Origin of the sequence: Streptomyces sp. LUP30 (genome assembly GCF_001746365.1) — a bacterium.
Classification (GTDB): Bacteria; Actinomycetota; Actinomycetes; order Streptomycetales; family Streptomycetaceae; genus Streptomyces.
In genome coordinates this window covers 70888-95206 of the sequence record NZ_MJAJ01000025.1, presented here as the reverse complement: position 1 = coordinate 95206, position 24319 = coordinate 70888, and the positions used below count along the sequence as shown (strand labels likewise).

At 71.0% G+C, this 24319-nt stretch carries 22 protein-coding genes; 10 read left to right on the top strand and 12 right to left on the bottom strand.

Annotation, left to right across the window (positions count from 1 at the left end; genetic code table 11):
* The first annotated feature begins 104 nt into the window (after positions 1-104).
* Together BG482_RS21660 and BG482_RS21650 are read left to right on the top strand one after the other, a co-directional pair.
* Positions 105-3950, top strand: a complete 3846-nt coding sequence (locus tag BG482_RS21660; RefSeq protein ID WP_256096434.1) for a WD40 repeat domain-containing protein — start codon at positions 105-107, stop codon at positions 3948-3950.
* A 181-nt stretch (positions 3951-4131) separates the two neighbouring features.
* Positions 4132-4974: an SMP-30/gluconolactonase/LRE family protein gene (locus BG482_RS21650; RefSeq protein ID WP_069770719.1), complete on the top strand. Its 843-nt coding sequence runs from the start codon at positions 4132-4134 to the stop codon at positions 4972-4974.
* 60 nt (positions 4975-5034) lie between these two features.
* On the opposite strand, the gene rph is transcribed toward BG482_RS21650, so the two are convergent.
* From rph to BG482_RS44065, 3 genes are all read right to left on the bottom strand, one after another.
* Positions 5035-7656 (bottom strand): rifamycin-inactivating phosphotransferase, encoded by a 2622-nt coding sequence (gene rph, locus BG482_RS21645; protein ID WP_069770718.1) that lies wholly within the window; start codon positions 7654-7656, stop codon positions 5035-5037.
* Positions 7657-7986: 330 nt separating this feature from the next.
* Entirely contained in the window at positions 7987-8844 is an 858-nt protein-coding gene (locus tag BG482_RS21640; protein WP_069770717.1) for a phosphotransferase enzyme family protein, read from the bottom strand.
* A gap of 2 nt (positions 8845-8846) precedes the next feature.
* Entirely contained in the window at positions 8847-9101 is a 255-nt protein-coding gene (locus tag BG482_RS44065) for a hypothetical protein (protein ID WP_069770716.1), read from the bottom strand.
* A gap of 146 nt (positions 9102-9247) precedes the next feature.
* Between BG482_RS44065 and BG482_RS21630 the strand changes: the two genes are divergently transcribed.
* Positions 9248-9628, top strand: coding sequence for an antibiotic biosynthesis monooxygenase (locus BG482_RS21630; RefSeq protein ID WP_069770715.1), 381 nt, complete (start codon positions 9248-9250; stop codon positions 9626-9628).
* Positions 9629-9664: 36 nt separating this feature from the next.
* Here BG482_RS21630 and BG482_RS21625 read toward each other — a convergent pair whose 3' ends face one another.
* On the bottom strand, positions 9665-10018 hold the full coding sequence (locus BG482_RS21625; RefSeq protein ID WP_069770714.1) for a hypothetical protein: 354 nt from the start codon (positions 10016-10018) through the stop codon (positions 9665-9667).
* A gap of 118 nt (positions 10019-10136) precedes the next feature.
* Positions 10137-10991, bottom strand: a complete 855-nt coding sequence (locus tag BG482_RS21620) for a family 16 glycosylhydrolase (RefSeq protein WP_069770713.1) — start codon at positions 10989-10991, stop codon at positions 10137-10139.
* Between the two features lie 168 nt (positions 10992-11159).
* Between BG482_RS21620 and BG482_RS21615 the strand changes: the two genes are divergently transcribed.
* The gene (locus BG482_RS21615) at positions 11160-11759 is read left to right on the top strand and encodes a hypothetical protein (RefSeq protein WP_069770712.1); all 600 of its coding nucleotides are present in this window, start codon (positions 11160-11162) and stop codon (positions 11757-11759) included.
* A 46-nt stretch (positions 11760-11805) separates the two neighbouring features.
* Here the strand turns inward: BG482_RS21615 and BG482_RS21610 are convergent, their stop codons facing one another.
* Positions 11806-12345, bottom strand: a complete 540-nt coding sequence (locus BG482_RS21610; RefSeq protein ID WP_256096433.1) for a hypothetical protein — start codon at positions 12343-12345, stop codon at positions 11806-11808.
* Between BG482_RS21610 and BG482_RS21605 the strand changes: the two genes are divergently transcribed.
* A complete protein-coding gene (locus tag BG482_RS21605; RefSeq protein ID WP_069770710.1) occupies positions 12344-13081 on the top strand; it encodes a VWA domain-containing protein in 738 nt (245 codons plus the stop codon). The two genes, BG482_RS21610 and BG482_RS21605, sit on opposite strands and share 2 nt — an antisense overlap.
* A 143-nt stretch (positions 13082-13224) precedes the next feature.
* Here the strand turns inward: BG482_RS21605 and BG482_RS21600 are convergent, their stop codons facing one another.
* The 5 genes from BG482_RS21600 to BG482_RS21585 form a co-directional block, all read right to left on the bottom strand.
* Positions 13225-13896: a DUF5825 family protein gene (locus BG482_RS21600; protein ID WP_069770709.1), complete on the bottom strand. Its 672-nt coding sequence runs from the start codon at positions 13894-13896 to the stop codon at positions 13225-13227.
* An 84-nt stretch (positions 13897-13980) separates the two neighbouring features.
* Entirely contained in the window at positions 13981-15954 is a 1974-nt protein-coding gene (locus BG482_RS21595) for a RiPP maturation radical SAM C-methyltransferase (protein ID WP_069770708.1), read from the bottom strand.
* Positions 15955-16065: 111 nt separating this feature from the next.
* Positions 16066-16188: a hypothetical protein gene (locus BG482_RS45330; protein WP_256096432.1), complete on the bottom strand. Its 123-nt coding sequence runs from the start codon at positions 16186-16188 to the stop codon at positions 16066-16068.
* A 103-nt stretch (positions 16189-16291) separates the two neighbouring features.
* The gene (locus BG482_RS21590; protein ID WP_069770752.1) at positions 16292-18199 is read right to left on the bottom strand and encodes an alpha/beta fold hydrolase; all 1908 of its coding nucleotides are present in this window, start codon (positions 18197-18199) and stop codon (positions 16292-16294) included.
* A complete protein-coding gene (locus BG482_RS21585) occupies positions 18192-19577 on the bottom strand; it encodes an MFS transporter (protein WP_079141999.1) in 1386 nt (461 codons plus the stop codon). Before BG482_RS21585 ends, BG482_RS21590 begins: the two co-directional genes overlap by 8 nt.
* Positions 19578-20296: 719 nt before the next feature.
* On the opposite strand from BG482_RS21585, the gene BG482_RS21580 reads away from it, so the two are divergent.
* Positions 20297-20671, top strand: a complete 375-nt coding sequence (locus BG482_RS21580) for a PadR family transcriptional regulator (RefSeq protein ID WP_069770707.1) — start codon at positions 20297-20299, stop codon at positions 20669-20671.
* The gene (locus BG482_RS21575) at positions 20668-21258 is read left to right on the top strand and encodes a hypothetical protein (RefSeq protein WP_069770706.1); all 591 of its coding nucleotides are present in this window, start codon (positions 20668-20670) and stop codon (positions 21256-21258) included. Before BG482_RS21580 ends, BG482_RS21575 begins: the two co-directional genes overlap by 4 nt.
* A 132-nt stretch (positions 21259-21390) precedes the next feature.
* Here BG482_RS21575 and BG482_RS21570 read toward each other — a convergent pair whose 3' ends face one another.
* Complete coding sequence (locus BG482_RS21570) at positions 21391-21885, bottom strand: Asp23/Gls24 family envelope stress response protein (RefSeq protein WP_069770705.1); 495 nt, start codon at positions 21883-21885, stop codon at positions 21391-21393.
* 265 nt (positions 21886-22150) lie between these two features.
* On the opposite strand from BG482_RS21570, the gene BG482_RS21565 reads away from it, so the two are divergent.
* Genes BG482_RS21565 through BG482_RS21555 form a run of 3 tightly spaced genes read left to right on the top strand, consistent with a single transcriptional unit; the run spans position 22151 to position 24233 of the window.
* Positions 22151-22747, top strand: a complete 597-nt coding sequence (locus tag BG482_RS21565; RefSeq protein WP_069770704.1) for a DUF5994 family protein — start codon at positions 22151-22153, stop codon at positions 22745-22747.
* A gap of 5 nt (positions 22748-22752) precedes the next feature.
* Positions 22753-23040: a hypothetical protein gene (locus BG482_RS42770; RefSeq protein WP_069770703.1), complete on the top strand. Its 288-nt coding sequence runs from the start codon at positions 22753-22755 to the stop codon at positions 23038-23040.
* Positions 23037-24233, top strand: coding sequence for a N(5)-(carboxyethyl)ornithine synthase (locus BG482_RS21555; RefSeq protein ID WP_069770702.1), 1197 nt, complete (start codon positions 23037-23039; stop codon positions 24231-24233). The genes BG482_RS42770 and BG482_RS21555 overlap by 4 nt, the downstream gene beginning before the upstream one ends.
* The last annotated feature ends 86 nt before the right edge of the window (positions 24234-24319 follow it).

The following is a 24319-nucleotide window of genomic DNA, read 5'->3' as shown; positions in this document are numbered from 1 at the left end:
CCTTCGCGCCACACCGGCGAAAAGCGTGATCGGTCGTCATATGTCCGCAGTACCCTGAGTGTCAGCCGTCTCACGGCTCATGCGCGCGACACCCGGGGGATGTGGTGGGGGAGCAGCAGCACACCGACGACCGGTACGAACCGCCACCGCTCGACACCCCTGTTCAGGACTTCCCCTCCCAGCTGAGACGCCTGCGCCGGCAGCGCGGGCTCTCGCTGACGGACATGGCCCGCCGGACGCACTACAGCAAGGGCTATCTCAGCAAGATCGAGACCGGTGCCAAGCGGGTCACCGTCGACGTCGCGCGGCGCTGCGACGAGATCCTCCAGGCCGACGGCGGATTGCTGCGGTTGCTGACGAAGAATGCCGCAAACCCCGAGGAACCGCGGCCGGTGCCCGACGCCGTCCCTCCCTACCGGGGGCTGTCGGCCTTCAGCACACAGGACGCGGAATGGTTCTTCGGCCGTGAGCGGGCCACCGCCGCCCTGGTGGAGAGGGTCTTCGAACGGATCGGCGACGGGCCGCTGATGGTCGTGGCCCCCTCGGGCGCCGGCAAGTCGTCCCTGTTCCACGCCGGCCTCGTACCGGCCTTCCGCAACCCCGGCGGCTTCCCCATGCCGGGCGCCGAGCGGTGGCCTGTGGTGGCCTTCACGCCCACCGCTCGTCCGCTGGAGGAACTGCTGACCGGCGTCGCGAAGGCGCTGGACGGCGATCCCGGCGTCACCGTACGGCAGTTGAGGGACCGGCCCGAGGCGTTGCTGGACGCCGTGCGGCGCACGGTGGACGACAGCTCGTGCGCCGACGGGAACGGACGCCCGCCGCCGGTGCGTCCGGTGCTCCTCGTCGACCAGTTCGAGGAGCTGTTCACACTCTGCTCCGACGAGGACGAACGGCGTGCCTTCGTCCGGGTGCTGTGCGCCCTGTCGGCGTCGCGCCGCCAGTCCGAGCCGGGGGAAGGATCCGGCCCCGACCCGGCCGTGGTGGTCCTGGGCGTACGGGCCGACCTGTCCGGCAGGTGCCTCGAACTCCCCGAGCTGGCAGAGGTGTTCACCGACGGACTGTTCGTGCTGCCCCCGATGTCCGTCGCCGGACTGCGGGAGGCGATCACACGCCCCGCCGACCTCGCCGGACTCGCCCTGGAACCGGGTCTCGTCCCCCTCCTGCTGCGCGACGCCGGGCTGCGCGACGAACCGGGAGGACCGCCCGGCGACCCGGCGGACCCCGGGCGCGCACTGCCGGACACCACCCCCTCCGGCGCGCTCCCGCTGATCTCCCACGCGCTGCTGACCACCTGGCAGCGGCGCGAGGGCAACACCCTCACGGTCGCGGGGTACGAGCGCACCGGCGGGATCCGCGGGGCGGTCGCACGCACCGCCGAGGACGTGTTCGCGGGCCTGTACCCGAGTGAGCAGCAGACGATCCGCAGGATTCTGGTGCGCCTGGTCCACGTCGCCGACGGCGCCGGACCGGCCCGGCGCCGGATGAGCCGGGCCGCGCTGGTGGACCGGTCGGCCGACGCGGTCGCCGCCACCACCGCCCTGGACGCGTTCGTGCGAGCCCGTCTGATCACCGCCGACCGCGACACCGTCGAGATCGCCCACGAGGCCCTGCTGCACGCCTGGCCCCGGCTGCGCGGCTGGCTCGACGCCGACCGGGACGGGCTGCTGATCCATCAGCAGCTCGCGCACGCCGCCGGCGAGTGGGAGCGCGAGGGCCGCGACCCGTCCGCCCTCTACCGTGGCGCCCGGCTGGACGCCGTCCGGGAGTGGGCGGGAGAACTGGACGGCCGCAGCCGGCTCAGCGCGCAGGAGGAGGCGTTCCTGCGTGCGAGCCGGGCCGAGGAGGCCGACCGCCGACGGCAGGCCCGACGGCAGATCCGGCGACGACAGGGCACGCTGGCCACGCTGGTCCTCCTGCTGACCCTCGCCGTGGTCGCCGGAGCACTGGCGTACCGGCAGCGCTCCGACGCGCTGCACCAGGAGCGGGTCGCCCGGTCCCGGGCCCTCGCCGCGCAGTCCGCGTCCCTGGCCGCCGGCCAGCCGGAGGCGTCGATGCGGCTCGCCGAGGAGGCATACCGTTCCCAGGCGACGCCCGAGGCGCGCGGCGCGCTCCTGAGCACTCAGGCCCAGCCCTTCGAGGCCCGGCTCGGCGGACACCGAGGCCCGGTCAACGCGGTGGCGTTCGCGCCCGACGGACGCACGCTGGCGACGGCCAGTTCGGACGGCACGGTGATGCTGCGGCGGCTCGCGGACCACCGTACGACCGCCACGTTCACGATGTCCGGGCAGGTCCGCTCGGTGGCCTTCAGCCCCGACGGCCGCACGGTCGCGGCGGGCTCCACGGGCGCGCCGGTGCGACTGTGGGGAGCGGCCGACCACCGGACGAAGGCGGTGCTCCCGGAGAGCACCGCGGGCGCACGTGCCGTGGCGTTCGACCCTCGGGGCCGCACCCTGGCCCTCGCGGCGGGCGACGGCACGGTCCAGGTCTGGGACACCGGCCGGATGCGCCGTGTCGAGTCGTTCACCGGCCATGTCGGGCAGGTCGACGCGCTGGCGTACGCTCCGGACGGCCGGACGCTCGCGTCGGCCGGCGCCGACCGGACCGTCCGGCTGTGGGACACCGTGCACGACCGGCCGGGGCGCGTACTGACGGGGCACACCGACGAGGTGTACGGCGTGGCGTTCGCGCCGGACGGGCAAAGCCTGGCCAGCGGCGGCGCCGACCGGACCGTACGGCTGTGGGACCTGGCACGGCACCGGACGACCTCGGTCCTGACCGGGCACAGCGACGACGTCAACGCGGTCGCCTACACCCCCGACGGTGCCACGGTCGTCAGTGCGGGCGGGGACGGCACGACTCGTCTGTGGGACGTGCACAGCGGGATGCCGACGCTGACGCTCAGCGGCCACACCGACTACACGATGGGCGTCGCCGTGAACGCCGACGGAACGGTGCTCGCCACCGCCGGGTTCGACCAGTCGGTCGTGCTCTGGAATCTGGGCGGCCCGGTCCTGACGGCCCGCCCGTACACCGAGATCTGGCAGTCCGCCTACAGCCACGACGGAAGACTGCTGGCCACCGCCGACACCGATCACACGGTGCGGTTGTGGGACGTGGCCCGCCACAGACCCGTGGCGACCCTGCGGGGCCATCGCTCGGCCGTGTTCTCGGTGGCTTTCGCCCCCGACGGTCGGACGCTGGCCTCGGCCGGTTCCGACGGCACGGTGCGGCTGTGGGACGTCGCCGCCCACCGTCTCCTGGGCACGCTCGCCGGACACCACGGGGACGTCTTCTCGGTGGCGTTCTCGCCCGACGGCGCGCTGCTGGCGTCGGCGGGCGCCGACCGCACGGTGCGGCTGTGGGACGTGGCCACCCGACGCCCCCTGGCCACGCTCACCGGCCACACGGACTTCGTCAACGACGTCGCCTTCAGCCCCGACGGGCGCACCCTCGCGAGCGCGGGCGACGATCTGACGGTACGGCTGTGGGACGTCGCGTCCCGCGGGCCGTCGGCCACGCTCACCGGACACACGGGCGCGGTACGGGGAGTGGCGTTCAGTCCGGACGGCCGGACGCTGGCGAGCAGCGGAAACGACGGGACCGTCCGGCTCTGGGACGTCGGCCGACGACGTCGGGCGGCGGTGCTGGCCGGGCTCACCGGATCGGTGCGCGGCATCGCGTTCTCCCCGGACGGACGTCTGCTGGCCGGCAGCGGCAGCGACCGTACGGTGCGGGTGTGGGACGTGGCCGAGCGGCGACCGTGGGCCACCCTGACCGGGCACACGAACGCGGTGTGGGGCACGGTCTTCGCCCCGGACGGGCGGACGATCGCCAGCAGCAGCAACGACGGCACCGTCCGCCTGTGGAACCTGGACGTCGCGGCCCGGTTCGCCGCGATCTGCCGCCTGCGGCCGTCCCCGGCCGGTGCGTCGACGTGCTCACCTCCCTGACCGCGCACCTGGTCGGTCCGGGCCGGATGCCGACGGGAGCTCCGGGCGGCGCGGTCGGCGGTCAGTGCGCCTCGGTGCTCTGTCCCCCGTCCCGGGAAGCCTGTCGATCCGGCCGCACGCCGTTCGTGCAGAAGGTGAGAGACCGGCGCCGGGCCGGCCGGACGAAGGGCTGTGACGAGTGATGACCGAGGTACGGACACTGGTCACCGGCCGGGGCCTGGTGGAGTCCCCCCGCTGGCACGGCGACCGCTTGTGCTTCTCCGACTGGTCGGCCGGCGAGGTCGTCGCCGTCGATCTCGCCGGCCACGGCGAGGTGATCGCGCGGGTGGCGTCGTTGCCGCTGTGCACGGCCCCGCTCGCCGACGGCCGCCTGTTGATCGTCTCGTCCGGCGACGGACTGCTGCTGCGCCGAGAGCCGGACGGCGCCCTGGTCACGCACACGGACCTCGGCCGGCCGGGCTGGAACGACATCGTGGTGGACGGTCGCGGCAACGTCTACGTCAACCGCCCCGGCTTCGACCCGATGGCAGGAGAGGCGTTCAGGCCCGGATCCGTCCACCTGGCCGCCCCCGACGGCTCGGTGCGTCAGGTGGCCGACGACATCGCGTTTCCCAACGGCATGGCGGTGACGTCCGACGACTCCACGCTGATCGTCGCGGACTCGTACCGCCACAGCCTGGTCGCCTTCGCCATCGACGCGGACGGCGGCCTGTCCGACCGACGCGTGTGGGCCGACCTCGCCGACGGCGTCCCGGACGGGATCTGCGTCGACGCGCAGAACGCCGTCTGGTACGCCGACGTGCCTCACCGGCGGTGCGTGCGCGTCGGCGAGGGCGGCACGGTCACCCGGACCGTGCAGGTGGACCGAGGATGCTTCGCCTGCACGCTGGGCGGCCCCGACGGCACGACACTGTTCGTCGTGGCGGCGGAATGGCGGGGCATGACCGAGTCCGAGATGGTGGCGCCCGGCTCGGGCCGGGTGCTCACCCTGGAGGTCGCCGTGCCGGGAGCCGGCCGGCCGTGACCTGACGGCGCCGCCCCGCGAGCGCAGCGCAGCGCTGCGGTCGCGGGGCGGCGACGCCGGTCACTCAGCCGGGGCGCTGTCGTCGGTGCTCAGGATCTCGACGTATCCGTCGGTTCCGTGCACGCGGATCCGCTGCCCGTCCTTGATCAGCCGGGTGGCCCCCGCCACACCCACGACGGCCGGCAGGCCGTACTCCCGGGCCACCACCGCGCCGTGGGTCATCAGCCCGCCCACCTCCGTCACCAGGCCCGCGATGCCCACGAAGAGGGGCGACCAACTGGGGTCCGTGAAGGCCGTGACCAGGATGTCACCCGCCTCCAGATCGGCCTCCGCCATGTCGAGGACGACGCGGGCCCGCCCTTCGACGGTCCCGGCGGACACCGGCAGGCCGCCGAGAGCGCCGGCCGGCACGTCGTCGCGCCGGTACGCCCCGCTGACGGCCTCGCCCTCGGACGTGAGCACCCGGGGCGGGGTGAGCGCGTGGTAGGACCGGAACGCGTCCCTGCGCTGCCGGACCAGGTCGTCGTCCATCCGCTGCGAGCGCACCACGTCGTGGAACTCCTGGAACGTCAGGTAGAAGACGTCCTCCTTGTCGGAGAGCACCCGGGCCTCCACGAGGCGCTCGGCCTCGGCCATCAGGGCCTGCTTGTAGACGAAGTAGCGGCTGATGATGCCGTACTTGGGGTACTCGCGGTATCCGATGAAGGTGCGGAGCCGGTCGATCATCCGCTTGGCCTCCGCGGCTTTCGACTCCCCGTCCGGCAGGGCCCGCAGGCGTGACAGCACGTCCTCTTCCTTCTTCCGCGCCTTCTGCCGCCCACTGTCGAACCGCTGCTCGGCGACACCGGGCCCGAAGCTGCGGACGTGATCGAGGATGACCGGCAGGAGAGTGGCGGGGCGTTCGCTCCAACGAGGCCTCGTGATGTCGATCTCGCCGACGCAGCGCATGCCGTACCGGTCGAGGTAGGCCTCGATCGCCTCGCGCGCTTCGGTCCCTCCCGACAGCTTCGCCAGCCCGTCGAGGAAGTCGTCGTCCTCGACGCCCTGCAGGAAGGCCACCACCTCGGGATACGGACGGATCGTGTCCGCGACGTCGAGCAGCGCCAGTCCCATCTCCGAGGTGATGTTGCCGGGCGCGGACAGCGTGAGGGTGTCCGCCGCGTTCTTCTCGCCGAGCCACTCCTGCAGCGTGTCGTTGAGCCACCAGGTGGCCTCCATGCCCGCCATGATCGCCTGCATGCTCTGCCGGTCGCCGAGGGCCCGCTTGTGCTCCTGGAAGGCCTCCAGCAGGAAGTCGAACAGCGCCGGCCCCGTCTTCGTCCGGATGTCGCGCTTCAGGGCGGCGACGTCCGCCTGGTTGCGCTCGACGAGTTCGGTGACGATGGCCGGGTCGGTCGCGATCGGCGCGGGTGCGCCCCCGGGCGGCGGCCCGACGGGACCCGCGTCGGGAAGTGACGGGATGAATCCGTCCCGGTCGAGGACCGTCTCCAGCGCGTCCCTGGTCACCGGATCGCCCTTCCCGATGAGGTCCAGGAGTGCTGCACGACTCGAGGGTGAGGCCAGGCGCCGGGTGGCGTCGACGAACAGCCTCCCGCCGGCCTCGTGCATCGGCGCCATGGCCGTCAGCTGCCACACGGAGAGCCCCAGGGGTTTCATGGGGTCGGTCATCATCTGCTGGTGCCCGACGGAGATGTAGACGTGGTTGTCCTGGTCGTCCGTCTCCGGGACGGGGAACAGCGTCGTGATCGGCCGGCTCTGCACGATCCGGAAGCCGTCCTCGACCAGACACCATTCGATGTCCTGCGGTCGGCCGAAGTGCCCCTCGATCCGCCGCCCGAGCTCCACGAGCCGCACGACCTGCGCATCCGTCAGCGCCGGCTCCGCCTGCCGCGCCGAGTCGACCACCACGTCCTGTGTGCCGCCGGCCGGCAGGGGAAGAACGGCACGCTCTTTCACGGCGATCGCCTTGTCGACGATCTCGCCGTCTCGCACCTTGAAGACGTCGGGGTTGACCAGACCGGAGACCAGGGCCTCGCCGAGGCCGAAGCCGGCGTCCACGCTGGCGACCTTACGGTTGCCCGTGACGGGGTCGGCCGTGAACAGGATGCCGGACGCCTCGGGGAGGACCATCCGCTGCACGACCACGGCCATAAGCACCGTACGGTGGTCGATGCCGTTGCGCTGACGGTAGGTCACCGCCCGCTCGGTGAACAGCGAGGCCCAGCACCGGCTGACGTGCTGGAGGACCGCCGCAGGTCCCACGACGTTCAGGTACGTGTCCTGCTGGCCGGCGAACGAGGCCGTCGGCAGGTCCTCCGCCGTCGCGCTGGATCGCACGGCGTAGGCGGCGTGCTCACCGAACTCGGCGACCGCGCCGGTGAGGGCCGCCGCGATGTCGCCGGGGACGGCGATCTCCTCGATGGTCCGACGGATCTGCGCGCTGAGCGTGCGGACCGTCTCCCGGTCGTCCGCGCTCAGGCGCGCAAGCCGGCCGAGCTGATCGTCGATCGACGGAGCCTCGGCCATGAGCCGCCGGAAGGCGTCCGTCGTCACGCAGAAGCCGTCCGGCACGCGGACGCCTTCGATGCGCGACAGCGCGCCCAGATGCGCGCCCTTGCCGCCGACGACCGCGATCTGCCGGACGTCGACGTCGCGAAGGCCCAGCACATACCGCCCGGTCATCGCGACACCTCCGAGGCAGCCGTGCCGCTCAGCCGGACCGCGCACGCCGGTCGCCCCACCGGCGTGTTCCCGCGCGCTCGCCATCGGGCGGCCGGTCCCACCGCTGGCTCGACGTCACCGCGTCCCCCGTACGTCGACAACAACACAAGCACGTAGCGCCCTCATTTCCGCTGGTTGTGGCCTCGGCCGACGATTCTGCGCCCCGACCCGGGGCTTGCGGCAAGCCCCCTGGCGCGCTATAACTTAGGAGAGGCAAGGAGAGCGTTCTCCTTGCCTTCGCCATTTCCCGGCCTCCGTCGAACGGCCGGAGGGCGTCACCGAGCTCCGCGATCACGACCAGCCGCGGGCGTCGAAGTCGTCGAGGTCGAGCGCGGTTCTGATCCGGCCCAGCCACTCCGCGCCCAGCCGCCGCCCGTTCGGGAGTCGGTCGTCCCGATCCCAGCGCCACGTCGTGATCATCGCCAGCACGAGGACCCGGCATACGCGCAGCACGTCCTGTTCGACACCCGGGTATCGCTCACCGACTTCTTCGGGGGCGTGGGCGAGGTCGAATGCGACAGGCCCGCGGCAACACGTCTCGAAGTCGATGAACAGCAACCCGTGTGCCGTGGCGAGCACGTTGCCCGGGTGCGGCTCGCCGTGCAGCAGCTGCTCGGCGCCGCCTCGCTCGCCGACCACGCGTCGCAGACTTCGCAACGTGTCACCGAGCAGCTCCCGGTCCGCGTGGGCGAGCTCCGGGGTGCGGTCGCGGTTGGCCACGAGCCTTTGCGCCTGCTCGACCCGATCCGTGAAGTGCGGTGCCGGGACGTCGAGTCGGCTCAAGCCGGCGTGCAACCGCTTGAGGGCGTCGGCGTAGTCGGCGGGTGAGACCTCGTGAGAGGGCCCTGGCTCGTAGAAGGTCCACAGCGTGACGACGAAGCCGTCACGTTCATGGACGCGTGGCTCCACTCGCGGGTCGGGCACAGCCACCGGGCACCCGGACTCGACGAGCCGCTGGGCCAGGTCGACTTCGAACCGGGCGACCTGATGCGCCACAGGAGCGACCCGGGCCACGACGTCACAGGGGAGCAGACGCAGAGTGAGCTTGTTCGAGTCATGAAGGACCGTCACGTCGTCGGCTGCCAGGCCGAGTGAAGCGGCGATCGATCTGGCCGCGCCCACGGCACGCACCACCTCCGACGCCCGCATCGTCATCCGGCCCCGTCCCCTGAGCGGTGGCCGGCGGCCCGGTGCCGGTGATGCCGGGCGCGGCGGCGATCGTGCAGCAGAGCGGCCTCGGCACCCTGGTGCAGCGGTTCGTGACTGCCCCAGCACACCATGTCGGTCAAGGGCTCGTCCGGGTCGCCGCCGCTGTCCATGACGGGCCAGGTCATCCGGTCGGTGAGGCGCTCGCGCGCGAAGTCGAACTCCTCCAGCAGGGGAGACGGGCGGGACGGTGTCGTCATGGGTGCTCCTGTGCCGAACAGGTCGGGGCGATCGGCCGGACTGACGCAGCCGGCGCCGCGGCCGCGTCTCTTTTCGCCGAGCCCTCAGGAGTCCGTCTCGGCAAAAGGCGCTGGATCATGGGACGCATCCATCCTACGGTGACGCTATGAGCGATCACCCGGAAGTGCCCGTCGCGCCCGTCGGGCCCTATGAACCGCCTTACTACGTCGCTGTCTTCACCGCGGTGCGAACCCAGGACCAGAGCGGGTACAGCGAGACCGACTCCCGTATGGAAGACCTGGTGAAGGACGTCCCCGGGTTCCTCGCGATGGAGCACGCCCAGACTCCCGGTGGCCTGGGCATCACCGTCGGGTACTTCCGCGACGCCGACGCGCTCACGCAGTGGCGGAGCAACGCGGAGCACCGCGCGGCGCAACACCGCGGGCGAGCCGACTGGTACGAGAGCTACACGCTGCATGTGGCGAAGGTGGAGCGTAGTCACGGCTTCGTGCGGGCGCAGGGCCCGCAGAGCCCGACAGCGGGCTGACCAGCCCTGATTCCCCGACTCGACGGCGAGCGCGTCTCAGGGGCGGACGACGGAGACTCCGCCGATCAGGCCCCAGGCGTCGATCCGGACCGTCGGGCCGCCGGGCTGGGTCGGACCGTCGTCCTTCACTCCGCCCAGGCGCAGTCCGTGGACCTCCACCCGGACGTCACGGCGGACTTTGAGACTGACACCGCCGATCAGGCTCAGCTTGGTGATTCGCAGTTCGGCGCCGTCGGGGATGTCGATGTCCGTCAGATCGATGTCGGCGCCGCCGAGCAGGGAGGCGGTGACCGTCCGCTCGTGGAGGGTGGCTCCCTGCAGGCGATGCCCGCCGATCAGGCTCACCTTGACGTCGGTCTTCTGCGGCTTCTCGCTGTTGCTCTTCGTCATGGGAAGTACCTTACGGACGAAGGGACTTGAGCCTCAGTGGCAGTCGTCCAGCGTTGCGCATGACAAGTGTCATGTCGAGGGTGGCACCCGCCGGGCTTCCTCGGAAGCGACCGGTGTGTCAGGCGTGTCCCTTGCCGTAGAAGCGCACGTAGTCGACGGTCATCGTCGCGGGGGACGGCGTCGAGGCGTCGGGCGGGCCGGGCCAGTCGCCTCCCACGGCCACGTTGAGCAGCAGGTGCATGTCCTGCTCGAAGACCCAGTCGCGTGGTGCGGGCAGCTTCGAGGGGGTCAAGGTGAAGTACGGCTTTCCGTCCACGGACCATGTGATGCGCCGCGGCTGCTTGTCCACGGCGTAGGTGTGGAACGTCTGCGACGCGTCGACCGGGAGGGTGAGGGAGCCGCCGATCCCGTTCTCGTTGAAGTAGGTCGGCCCGTGCGCTGTGCCGTACACGGTTCGCGGTTCTCCGCCGACCACCTCGCAGATGTCTATCTCGCCCTGTGCGGGCCATTCGGCTCCGTTGTCGCCGAGCATCCAGATCGCCGGCAGCAGCCCCGTGCCGGTGGGGAGCTTCGCGCGTATCTCCACGCGTCCGTGAGTGAGAGCGGCCTTTCCTTCGGTGGTCAGACGAGCCGATGTCCAGGTGCAGAACTGCTGTGTGTAGCACGGTAGCCGGGTTGCGGCGGGAGCCGGCCGCGCAGAGATCAACAGATGACCCTCGCCGTCGAGGCCGGAGTTGGCCGCCTCGTCCGTGTAGTACTGCAGTTCGTTGTTGCCCCACCCCTCGGCGTCCCGGTTCCCCGTCTCCGTGTTCCAGGACTCCTCCGACGGGCGGGTGCCGGCCTCTCCGTCGAACTCGGCCTGCCAGAAGGGCTTTTCCCGGGTTGAGTGCGAGGGTGCTTCTCCGGTGGAGCCGCACCCGCCCAGCAGTCCGCTCAGCGCGAGTACGACTGCCAGGGCGGTACGTCGGTTCATCGTGGTGCTCCTGAAAGGTCGTACCGAAGACAGGTGTCGAGGATGAGGACGAGGATGTGGATCTCGACAGACACGGTAAGCCGTCCGGAAGCCCGCACCTGAACGGCGGACGTGATGGAGGGAACCCCGGGCCGCGCGTAGCTCTCTCACGGTGTGAGGGGGCTCCAGATGAAGAAGATCATGACCCGGTACGCGTCCGTCGCGGTCCTGCTCGCCTGTTGCGGCCTGCCGCTGACCGCATGCGGCACGGAACACCCCGGGACGCAGGCGGCGGCGACGGCCGGGCAAGGATCGTCCGCGATGGACGAGACGAGCGACGACAACCAGGAGAACCTTCCCGACACCACGTCCGACGATCAGGGGACCCTGCCCGACACGACCTCCGACGATCAGGGAACCTTGCCCGACACCACTTCGGACGATCAGGGCAGCCTCCCCGACACCACCACGGACGACGGCGCGAGCGTGCCGACGAGCGGCCCGAACCGCTGGTTCCCGATGCTCCGCGAATTCCGCGCGTACCTCGCCTCGAGCGTTCCGAAAGCGGATGCCGCCCTCGCCGCGCATGTGACGAGCGTCCGTATCCGCGTGCCCGCGGGAAGCGCCCGCAGCGAGGCCGTCGTGCGGGTCGACTACGGAGTGGGGGAAGAGCGGGAGGCGGACCGCACCGCCGCCGCCTTCGCCCGCTGGCGGAGTTCCTTGTACGGCGATCACGGCCACGTCGACGTCCTCGGTCCGGCGAAGGTGACCGCGGCAAAGGACTGGTGACCGACCGTCACTCCGCCCGCCCGCTTCTCGAAGAACCGCCTCCGGATCAGCCGGTTCCCGTTCCCCTGCTCCCGCGGCGGAGCACGAGAAAGATCAGGAAGCCTGCGCAGAAGAGAATGACGGCAGCGGCGAGAAACGGGACGGGAGCGTACTCATCCGTGCATGTCTGGCCGTCGGCGACGGTCCGGCAGACGGTCCCCGGACCGCTTCGGTTCAGGTAGGCGAGGTAGAAGAGCGGAACGGCCAGACCGGCCAACAGTCCGACGTTCGAGTGCCTGGGGCTCTGCCACAGCAGGAAACCCGCCGCGACAGCGGCCAGAAGCAGGAGAACGACGCCCACCGACAGAAGTGCGGCCAGTCCTGCTCCGGCACATGCCCCCACCGCGAGCCAACCCAGAAACCAGCCCCAGGCGACCGCGGGTCCCTCCGGTTCCACCGTGGCCTCACGATCCACCATGCTGCCCCCTTCCCTCCTCCATATTCCCTCTCCCCCCGAAACCGCGGCAGCCGGTTGAAGAACATCGTCCCCTGATACCGCCCAGACCGCGAAGATGAGGGTGTTACGCGACAGGGGAGTGGTGACCATGGGCGCAGCTCAGAACGAGGCTCCGGCGATCAGTCTGTCCAAGATGCAGGCACAGGCCCCAGATCTGGTGAGCCTGTACAAATCGGCTGGGTCCAGCGTACGCGCGCACGGTCTTGAGGGAGTGCGCGCCGCCGTCTATCTGGTGCTGGACCGTTCTGGTTCGATGCGGCCCTACTACAAGGACGGCACCATGCAGCATCTCGCGGAGCAGGTCCTCTCCCTGGCCGCTCATCTCGATGACGACGGCACGGTGCCGGTGGTGTTCTTCTCCACCGACGTCGACGGATCCAGCGATCTCAGAATCGGAGGCCATCGCGGCCGAATCGACAAGCTGCACGAGAACCTCGGACACATGGGGCGGACGAACTATCACTGGGCCATGGATGACGTCATCGACCACTACCTGGCTTCCGGCAGTGACGCCCCGGCCCTCGTGATTTTCCAGACCGATGGCGGCCCCACCAGCAAGTTCGCTGCCGAACGGTACCTGTGCAAAGCGGCCCGCCTGCCGCTGTTCTGGCAGTTCGTCGGTTTCGGCGACCCGGACGACAACGAGTTCGCCTTTCTCCGCCGTCTCGACGACTTGGCCGTGCCCAGGCATCGCGTGGTCGACAACGCGGGCTTCTTCCACGCCGGCTGCGATCCGCGCACGGTAGGCGAAGATCTCCTTTACGACAGGCTGCTGCAAGAGTTCCCGAGTTGGCTCTCGTCGGCTCGCACCGCTCAGGTCCTGTAGGGACCCCGTGGCATGAGGAGTTCGAGACGCCTGAGTCTGTCGAGCCTGTCAGCCCCGAGGGTGTCGAAGGGACCGGTCGCCGAGGAGCAGATCGTGAGTGACGGCGTTCTACCCGGTCGGCGTTCCGCCCCGACGTCGTCGGCTCATACGGCCATGGATTCCTGGAGCCAGCGGGAGACCCGGTAGGGCAGCCACCAGGCCAGGTCGCCGACGCGCAGGACCAGATGCTCGGCGGTGAACTCCTCGAGTATGTCGGCAGGCACGCCGGCGTGGTGGGCGCCCGGGCCGAGTCGCGCGATGGCCTCGAGGTAGCGGGGCTCCTCGGCGGTGAAGCGGCGCAGGTCCCCCCAGCGGCGGTCCCGGATCTGGACGAAGCCCGGTCCCTGACGCCAGACCAGTTTGCACAGGTAGTGCCGGGTCCGCCAGGCGTGCAGTGCCTCCTCGGCGCCGTCGAGACCGGTGACGGTGCGGGGCGGATGGAGGTGGGACAGTACCTTCCACTGGTGGGTGGAGTCCTGCGGTGGCAGGTGCAGGTCCCAGTCGACGGAGACGGCGCGTGCGGTGAGGTCGCGCACCAGACACAGCCGGTCGACGGCCCTGCGGTGGGTCGCGGGATCGTCGCTGGACAGGTCGACGACGGTGTCCAGCTCGGCATGGCGCACGCCCAGGTCCCACAGACGGTCGACCTGCCGGGTCTGCGGGGCCACCGGAAGGATTCCCAGCGACATGCCCGGCAGGTCACGGGCCTGTGGGTCGAAGTCGCGCCAGGCGCTGACGTTGACGTCGGCGCCGACGTCCGGTGCGGTGGCAGTCATGTGCGGTCCTTCGGAGAGGTCGGGAGGCGGGCGGCCGCAGGCGCAGGGCCGGGAAGAGCGGGGAGGAACGGGGAAGGGCGGCGCTCAGGACGAAGCGGGCGCGGGCTCGGCCGTGGCGCCGGCCTCCATCGAGGTCGAGGTCGAGGTCGCGGTCTCGTCGCGGGTGTGGGCGTGGCGCATGTAGTCCAGACGCAGCAGGTCCTGGTTCACGGCGGCGGGTGCGATGTGCACGTACTGGCCTGCGTCCGTGAACACGATGCCGTGCGTGATCCACTCCTTGAGCAGGGCCTCGACCTCGTGCGGTGTGCACGCGGCCCCGCCGCCCGGGGAGTCGGCGGCCGAGGTCAGCTTGCGGTGCAGTGCCACGACGGAGTGCGGCTGGTCCAAGAGGCGGAAGAGAGCGGTCTCCAGCGGGTCGGTGAGCTGCAGGGTGCGCCATGCGAACGACGGCCGCCTGCTGACCAGCACGATCCGCTCACCCAGGTCGGTGTGGGTGAGCCGGGCGTCGGCGTGGTGCTTCTTCCACGTGGCGATGCCGTCGTTCAGGAGGGTGACCGTGGGCTCGGTGATTCCGCGCTCCGGCGCCTGGAAGACGTAGGCCAGATCATGCAGTTCGGCCTCTGGCAGGTCGTACGTGAACAGATAGTGCTCCTCGGGCCGCAGCCCGGTGAAGCCCAGTTCGGGGCGCTTGAAGTACGGGCTGAAACGTTCGATGGCGATACGGGCGGACAGGTCGACCGGTGGGTCGAGGTGTTCCAGGGCGGGGAGTTGACGGATCACGGGTTCGTAGTCGTCCGCGGTCTCGCCGGGAAAGCCGTGCAGGTAGTTCCATGACACGGACAGTCCGGTCTCGGCCGCGTCACGCAGCATGCGTACGTTCTGGCAGCCGCTGACTCCCTTGTCCATGAGGTCGAGGACGCGGCTGTTGAGGCTTTCGATGCCCGGCTGGACGTAGATGAGACCGGCGTCCGCCAGAACCTGCAGCTGGGGGCGCCGCATGTTCGCCTTGATCTCGATGTGCATGCGCAGGTCGTAGCCGCTGTCGATGATGCGGGGCAGGACGGTGGAGAGGTAACGCATGTCCAGGATGTTGTCGACCACGTACATGTCGAGCACGCGGTGACGTTCCGCCAGGTCCATGATCTCCTGGTAGAACGTGTCGGGGCTCTTGCTGCGGAACTGCATGAAGGAGCCGTTCAGGCCGCAGAAGGTGCAGTGGTGCTTCTCCCCCCACCAGCAGCCGCGTGCGCCCTCGACGACCAGTTTCGGCTCCACCCAGTTGTGGGCCACGGACGCGGCGAGACGTTCGAAGTAGCCGCTGTAGTCGGGAGGCAGGATCGCCGCGGGCGGCAGCGGCCCGGTGGGCATGGGGTTGGCCGTATGCGCCGACTCGGGCGTGCGATGGCACAGCCCCGGAATCGAAGCCGCTGCGGACGGGTCGCCGTCGCGCAGCGCGTTCAGCAGGCGGGGGAAGGCGTCCTCGCCCTCGCCGCGCACCACGTAGTCCACGAAGGGGAAGTTGCGGTGGAGGGCGGCCCCCTGCTCGGCATCGCAGTTGGCTCCGCCCATGACGGTCACGATGTGCGGGGCCAGGAGCTTGATCTGGCGGGCCGCCGCCAGGGCGGCCGTGTTCTGCTGGAAGGTGGAGGTGAACCCGACCACGTCGGGCTCCAGCTCCACGACGCGCCGGGCCACGTCGGCGACGAACTCCGGTACGACGCGGTGCAGTTCGCGGGTCATGCGCATCCGGGACCGGCGCAGTTTGGACGCCATCACGTCGACGAACTCGGTCTCCCTCCACGCCGGGTCGTCGTAGAGCGCCGAGGAGAACACCCAGTCCCCGCAGCCGAGGAAGTAGGAGGACAGGGCGTAGTAGTCGTAGTCCTCGGCCGTGAACTCGGTGCGGCCGGTGATCCAGTCGGTGAATTCCAGATTGGCGTGCAGCACCTCGCACGTGGCGTCCTGGACGTGTTCGTCGACGCTTCGTTTCAGGATGCCGAGCGCCAGTGAGGGCAGGTCCATCGGGGACCAGGGCATGTTGACGAGAAGAACGCGCACGGTGGGCTCCTCGGAGCGCGAGCGGCTGGCGGGACGGGAAGCGCGGGATGCGCGGAACACGCGGGGGAGCCCGGCCGGCCCCTGTCGGACAGGGGCCGGCCGGGCCGTGGGTCACTCCTCGTCGTCGCTCTCGGCGGCGTTGCGGATCGGGATGGTGATGGTGATGCCGACTTTCGGCTTCCGGTTCTCCTCGTCGCCCGCGAGCGGGTCGTTGTGGATGATGTCCTTCTGCATGTCGTCCTCCTTCTCGAATGCATGGCGTGTGCTTCGGGCGGGTGGCGCTGTGCACGACCCGGTCCCGCTGTGTCCATCAGCGGGACCGGGGTCCTCCCGGTTGTTACGCCGGGGGACGTGAGGGGGCGCCTGCCACCGGTGCGGGCAGGCACTGGTGCAGAAAGTTCAGGGAGCGCCGCAGGACGGCGACGTGTGCCGCGCCGTCGTAGCCGTCGTGTCCGGTGTCGAGCCACATCTGCTCGTGGGCGACGCCCGCGGTGGTCAGTGCGGCGGCGTAGCGGCGGATCTGCTCGGGCGGGCACTTGACGTCCTTCTCCGCGCCGACCAGGAGCAGGGGCGCCTGCACCTGGTCCGCGAACGTGAGCGGGGAGCTGTGCGCGTAACGTTCCGGCACCTCTTCCGGCGTACCGCCGAACCAGCGGACGTCCAGGGCTCGCAGCGCCGGCGTGGTCGTCCGGTGGGCGGCCACCCAGTCGGCGACGGGCTTCACCGCGATGCCGGCCTGCCACGTCCGAGGGCGGGTGCCGAGCGCGAGGAGAACCAGATACGCCCCCCAGGACACCCCCCACAGGGCGGTCGAGCCGTCGTCGGCGAGTCCGCGGCGGACGAGATCGGCCCGTACGGCGGCCAGGTCGTCCACCTGGGCGTGGCCGACGTGCGTCCCGAACGCCCGCCGCCAGCGGGGACCGTAGCCGGTCGAGCCGCGGTAGTTGACCCGCGCCACGGCATATCCGGAGGCCACCAGCGAGTGCACGGTGGCGTCGTAGGCGTCCCGGTCGTGGTCCGCGGGTCCGCCGTGCACCAGGAACACGGTCGGTGGCGGAACGGCGCCGAAACCGGCCCCGGCCCCGGTCCGGGTCCCGCCTCGGATTCCGGCCGAGGAACGGGAACTCGCGCCGCGGAGCCGGCCGTCGACCGAGCCCGGCAGGCTGAGCAGGGTGTGGACGGAGCCGTGGGGCGTAGGGGTCCACAGCTCGGTGTGATGTCCGGGTACGCGTGGCAGGGGGCCGGGCGTCGGCAGCGCGACTTCGTCGGTGGCGCGCAGGACGGGCGGGTGGGCGGTGTCGGTCCACAGGTAGTGCAGTCCTCCGCCGGGCCGCGGGGCAGCGTCGAGCAGGCTGCCCGTGGGGGTGGCGACGACGCGACGGGTACGGTCGCGCAGGGACACCCGGTGCAGCAGCGACCGGCCATGGCGCTCCTGGCGCACCAGCACCTCGTCGGAGTCGGGATACCAGCAGGCGGTGATCTCCGTGTCGAAACGGCACCATGGGTGAGTGACCAGACCTCGTTGTGCCGTCCAGGTCGCCAACTGGTAGCCGTCCTCCAGCTCGTGCACCAGCAGGAGTTCGGAGCGTCCCGGCCGCGGAGAGAAACCCCGGCACCAGAATCTGCCCTGAGGACCGTCGGGGCGGTCAGGGCCGTCGGGGAGGTCGGGGAGGTCGGGGAGGTCGGGGCCGTCGTGGTGGGGCAGGGCGGCGACTACCCGGCCCGAGGGGGTCACGACGATGACCGTCGCCTCACCGTCGGACACCGTCGAGAGGGCCACGAGATCGCCTTCCGGCGTGATGCCGCCCAGCCGGGCCTGCCCGGCCGTGCGGAAGACCTCGCGCGGGGCCCTCCCACGCCCTCCCCACAGCAGATTTGTGCCCCCGTGACCTGGCGCGATCGCCGCGACGACCGTCCCGTCGGCCGTCACTGCGAGACCGCGCGGCGATCCGGTCGGCGCCCCCGGAAGACCGGGCAGTCGGCAGCCGCCGTCGAACGGCTGGAACCACCAGTGCCCACGGCCCTCGGCGTCCTCGTCGAACCACCACACGTACGCGTCGGCGTCGACAGCGTGATGCACGGTGCCCTCGGGGCGATCGGTGACCTGGCGGGCGTTGCGGGTGGCGGCGTCCCACGTGAAGACCTCGCAGCGGCCGTCCGCGTCGGCCGTCAGCACCATGCGTCGGGCGTCGCCGGGGCACACCTCCGGCAGGGCGCCGAGGAAGACCTTGAAGGCGTCACCCATGGCCGTCCCCCGTTCCGGCGGCGGACGCGGCGCCCGCACGCAGCACACCCGGAGCCTTCACCTGCGTGTACACGGCCAGCGCACCGAACAGCACGGTGCACAGCAACACGGGCGTGCGGAGGGTCCCCACGGTGACCAGGAACGCGGCGAGCGCCGGCGCGCCGGCCGCGGCCAGCGCGGAGACCGAGCCGAGCACTCCTGCGGTCCGTGACTGCACATTCACCGGTGTCCACGCGACGGCGACACTCGACAGGACCACGGTGATCAGCGGGACCAGCAGAGACAGCCCGGCGAACGCCGCTCCCCAGCCGACCGCACCGTCCGCCCACATCAGTGAGCCGCACGGCACGGGCAGCAGCCAGGCGGTCAGGGTCAGCAGCCGCGTCGCCCCGAGCCGACGCACCGCGGAGGCCGCGACCAGCGCCCCCACAAGTCCGGCCGCTCCGGAAACAGCGAGCACCCCGCCGACGGCCGCCGCGCCGCGGTCGTCGGCGCCCAGTCGGAACAGCGCGGTGTAGAAGAGCAGCGTCAGCGCGCCCCCGGCGGTCGACGTCCAGACCAGGACGAGTCGCAGTACCGGCGACCGGGCCACCGTGACCGCGCCCGCGCTCGCGGCGGTGAGCCGCGCGCTCCACCGCTCGCGCCGACGGGCGCCGCGGCCGACCGGTGAGTCCTGCGCGCAGGCAGGTGAGTCGAGGGGCGTGCGAACAGACCGTACGCCGAGTGCGGCCACCGCATAGGAGAGTGCGTCGGCCAGGAAGGGCAGGGGCCGGGAGAGCTGGAAGAGGACCCCGCCCAGCACCGGACCCACGACCAGTGAGATCTGGTCGCCCGCCTGCAACCCGGCGGCCGCCCGGGGCAGTTCGTCCGTGGCGGCCACATGGACGAGGGCCCCGCGCGAGGCCGCCTCGTAGGCCTCCGCGCACAGCCGCTCGGCCAGGGCCAGCCCCATCACGACCCATAGCGCGGGCCGGCCCAGACAGGTCAGAGCCAGCACCCCCGTGCACAGGGCCGCGAGCGTCGCCGACCCCGTCATCAGGCGCCGTCGCCGTCCCTGGTCCGCCGGTATCGCGACGAGCGGGCCGAGGACGACTCCGCTCAACGCGGCGGCACTGGCCAGCGAACCAGCGGTCCCCGGACTGTGGCCGAGGTCCAGAAGCAGCAACGGCAGGACGAGCCCGGAAGCCTGACTGCCGAGCCCGTCCACGGCGTTGATCCACCACAGGATTCTGAGGTCGCGGTCTGCCCGGGCGGGCGGACCGGGCCGCGGGCTCGGCCGGTGCGCGCGGCGCGGCCGTCCGGCGGTGGGATCCTCGTCATACGGTGGGACGGCCCGGCCCGAAGGCCGGCGAACCGGTGACCCGTCGACGTTCCCCACCCCCCGTACGCCTGGGAGCCCGCGCCGCAGGGCCGGCCTCCGTGTGCCGTGCGTAGAAAATGTGCGCGAAACGTGAAAGTGAGCGGGAGCCTAGCCATTGCGCGTCTTCAGCGACAAGTGCCGAACAGTGTGCAATCGCCGCTCAATAGGCGGATATGGCCGAGGATCGACTGGCCAACGTCGTGGACCCGGGAACGCGGACCGGACAAGGGGGCCGAACAGCTCCGCGAGGGCTCTGCGGCAGTGCCGAGCCTTTCGCTTCACAAGCGCACAGCGGCGCGGCTGTCGTTCGTGCGTCCGCTCGCGGCCGGCGAACGGTGCCCCCGGCGCGGCACGCATCGCTGTTCACCACAGCCGGTGCGTGCGCCTGAGCGCCGCACGCGATCCGAGCAACGGTTGCGCAGTCGAACTCCGTTGGCGGAAAACGACATTGACGATCCATCAGGTCTGACGGACGGAACGTGGCGTGCCCCTCCCGCAGGGACCCGCCGCTCGCGGCGGCGGGGAGTGGCATTGGCCGACAATCCACCTTTCGGGCCGGTGGATATCGGCCAGAAGGCCGGGGGTGACCGCTACGGGCCGAAAGGGACCGGCCGGGCCGACGCGGGTCGGCCGGGGCGGCCCACTGGCGGCGTCGCCCCCTCAGCCCCCTCGGCCCCGTCCGCCCTGTTCGTCCTTGCCATTTCCATCTGCTTGCCGCACCAGGTATCTTGCATCGCATGGAACCAGGTGATTCGACCAAGCAGGCCCGGGCAGCAGCCCAGCTGCGCAAGGGCGTCCTGGAGTACTGCGTACTCGCCCTGATGCGGGACCGCCCCCGCTACGGCGTGGAACTCCTCCACGCCCTGGAGGAATCCGGTGCCCTGGCCACCAGCCAGGGCACGGTCTACCCGCTGCTCTCCCGGCTCCGCCGCGACGACCTGGTCACCACCACCTGGCAGGAGTCCGCCTCCGGACCACCGCGTCGCTACTACGCGCTCACCGACAGCGGGCGGGCCGCGCTCGACGAGTTCACCCGCGTCTGGCCCGGCTTCCGCGACGCCGTCGACGCCTTCCTGACCACCCCGCACCCCGCCACCGGAGACACCGCATGAAGACCACTGCCGACCCCGTACGCGACTACCTCTCCGCCGTGGAGCGCGAGGGCTCCGCACTCCCGGCCGACCGCCGCCAGGAACTCCTCGCCGACCTCGCCGAACACATCGAGGTGACCCGGGCCGAGCGCCCCGAGGCCTCCATCGGCGAGATCCTCGCGGAGCTGGGGGACCCCCGCACGATCGCGGCGACGGCGCTGGCCGAGGCGGGGAACGGGGTCGCGGGGGCCTCGGCCGGGAGCGGCGCCGGCGCACCAGCCCGGCGAGGCAAGGTGCACCCCTTGGTCCCGCTCCTGATGCTCACCCTCTCGCTGCCTTTCATGATGGTCTTCCCCGACCTGCCCGGGCCCCTGTTCGGCGTCGTTCTCCGCGTCACCGGTGCGGTACTCCTGTGCACCTCGGTGCACTGGACCGCCGTCCAGAAGACCACCGGCGTACTGCTCACCGCCGTCCTGCCGAGTGCCGTCATCGCCACCTGGAACCTGTCAGGCGCCCCGGCCGGCACCCCGTCCCTGGTGGCCAACCTGATAACGCTCGTCCTGTTGACCGGCGTGGCCGCATGGCTCTGGCGGATCCGCCGCCCCTGAAACCGAGCGGGAGCGTCCGCCGGTGCGCGCGACGCCCGCCGCAGGGTCGGCGACGGGTGCGCCGACGAGAGGGTCGGCCGCGGGCGACCCTCTCGCGGGCGGAGCGCCGGCCGCACCGAGGAGACCGGCGGTTCACCTCACGCGGCCCTCACCCGCGTCGGACTCCTCTGCCCCTTCCTCGTCGGGAAGGTGGACGTCGTCGACGGCGATGTTCACCTCCACCACCTCCAGGCCGGTCATCCGCTCCACGGCCCCGATGACGTTGGTGCGGACATCACCGGTCACGTCGACGATCGAGACGCCGTACTCGACGACGATGTTCAGGTCCACGGCGGCCTGGCGCTCGCCGACCTCGACCTTCACTCCTTGCGTGACCGAGCCGCCTCCGCCCCCGCCGGGGACGCGCTCCCGCATGGCGCCGAAGGCGCGGGCCATGCCTCCGCCCAGATGGTGGATCCCCGGCACCTCACGGGCGGCCAGGCCCGCGATCTTGGCCACCACGCCGTCCGCCATGGTGGTCTTTCCCCTGGTCTCCGCCGGTGCGCCGGCCCCGGTCCGGCCCTTCAGCGTGCTCACGCCCGCCTCGGGCCGCCCGGCCGAGCCGACGCTCGTGGTGTTGTCCGTCATGGCGATCGCCTCAGCTTCTGTCCGATGTGCTGTGCGGGCCCCGGGTACCCCTGCCTGACGAGCCGCGAACGGAATCCCGACCGCGAAGGACGGGCACGGCCCGGTTCCTCCACCGGGGTCACTCCCGACGTCGGTCGTTCGGCTCCGGGCGAGGAGTAGGCTGACAACACCGAGGATCTTTCGCGCACGGGCTTCCACGCTCGTGTCGTTTTCGGCGATTCACTATGCCGGGCCGGTCAGACCGGCCCGAGGCAAGGTCCGCGTCATGACTGCGACCGTTTCCCCCTCGCCGACACCCGAAGCGGAAGACCCGCTCTCCCCGTCCGCTCTCCGTCTGTCGCTGGCTCCCGCCGGTCCCGCTCCGGCTCTGCTGGACGGCGCATGGTGGCCCCGCTCCCGTGATCTGATGTCCGAACTCCCTGCCCTGACAGCCGCGTTGGAGTCCCGGTGGGGACGGATCACCAGAGTCGCGGTGAATCCCACCCACTGGCCCGTCGTCCCGCGCAAGGTGCCCGTCGCCGGGCATGTCGTGAACGTGGGCTGGTTCCTGGCGGAGCAGGACCCGCACGAACTGCTGCTGCTCTCGTACCGCAGGGGCCGCTGGAACCTCCTGGTGGTCCCGCCGGGCACGGACCCCGTCTCCGCCGCCTGGCTGATGGCCGCCGCGAGCCGTGCGCAGGGCACCTCGACCGCGAGCCGGTTGATGGAGGAGGCGACTCGCCGGCGAACGGCGGACGAGACCGATCAGGGCGAGGAAGCGGTCTGGGACTCCGAAGGGGGACATGAGGCCCGCTACCGGACCGCGCCTCCCCGCACCCCTGTGGCCACCGCCGCCACGCCGTCCCGACCGAGGGGAACGTGAGACCCGTGGAGACCTTCCTGACCGTGATCACCATCCTTGCCATGGTCGCCCTGGGGATGTTCCTCATCCACCGGCTCAACTCCCAGCACAGCGACCGTATCGCCGCCTTCCGCTACGCCCGCTTCGAGCGGCCCGTCTCACGAAGAGCACCACGGTCTCCGCGCGGCTCGGGACGGGAGTACGGTGACGGTACCGAGCGCACCTCGCACGCCGTCACCCGTTTCGGCGTCGCCCTCGGGGAACGGCAATCCCGGAGCGCATCGCGTCCGGCCGGAAATGAGCCGCCCCAATGAGCCTGATGAGCCTCGGAGTACTCGCGTCCTCGCACAAGGAGAACGAGTTCCGGCTTCCGCTGCACCCCAGCCACCTCGAACGGATCCCCTCGGACGTACGCGAGAAGATCTACCTCGAACAGGGTTACGGCCGACGGTTCGGCGTCGCCGACGAAGCGCTGCGACCACTGGTGGCGGGCCTGCGCACCCGTGCGGATCTGCTCGCCGAGTGCGACGTCCTGCTGCTGCCGAAACCGACGCACGAGGACATCGCCGAGCTGCGCGAGGGGCAGGTCCTGTGGGGGTGGCCGCACTGCGTGCAGGACGAGAAGATGACCCAGCTCGCGATCGACGGGCGGCTGACGCTGGTCGCCTGGGAGGCCATGAACCACTGGACCCCGGCCGGCGCCTTCAGCGTCCATGTCTTCCACAAGAACAACGAGCTCGCCGGCTACTGCTCGGTGCTGCACGCCCTGCAGCTCGGCGGGCTGACCGGCAGCTACGGACGCCGACTGCGAGCCGCGGTGATCAGCTTCGGCGCCACGGCTCGCGGAGCGGTCACGGGGCTGGGCGCCATGGGGATCTCCGACGTCACGGTGCTCACGCAGCGTGCCGCGGCGGCGGTGGCCTCGCCCATGCCGTCGGTGGTGATGGGCCACTTCAAGGAGGACGAGGACGATCCCTCCCGACTGTGTGCCGTCACCGGAGCCGGTTCGATGCCGCTGGCGGAGTACCTGGCCGGATTCGACGTCATCGTCAACTGCATCCTGCAGGACACCGACGCGCCGCTGACGTTCGTCACCGACGAGGAACTCGCTCTGTTCCAGCCCGGGACTCTTTTCGTCGACGTCTCCTGCGACGAAGGCATGGGCTTCGGATGGGCCCGTCCGACCACCTTCGGCGAGCCGATGCTCGCGATGGGGCAGGGCTGCCACTACTACGCGGTGGATCACAGCCCGTCGCACCTGTGGAACTCCGCAACCTGGGAGATCAGCGAGGCGCTCCTTCCCTATCTGCGCACGGTCATGAGCGGCCCGGCGGCGTGGGACAGCGACGTGACGGTCCACAAGGCCATCGAGATCCGCGACGGCGTCGTGCAGAACCCGAAGATCCTTTCCTTCCAGCACCGGCAAGCCGCGTACCCCCATGCTCTCGCGGCCTCGGCGGCTCCGTCGGCTCCGCTGCCCTCCGAGCTGCACACATCATCCGTGTGACCGGCTGATTCGCGTCTCCTGGGGGGCAAGGGGGAGCCTTCGCGCGACTCGGATGAAGTTTTTCTGTTCTCCTGTCACATCGTGTC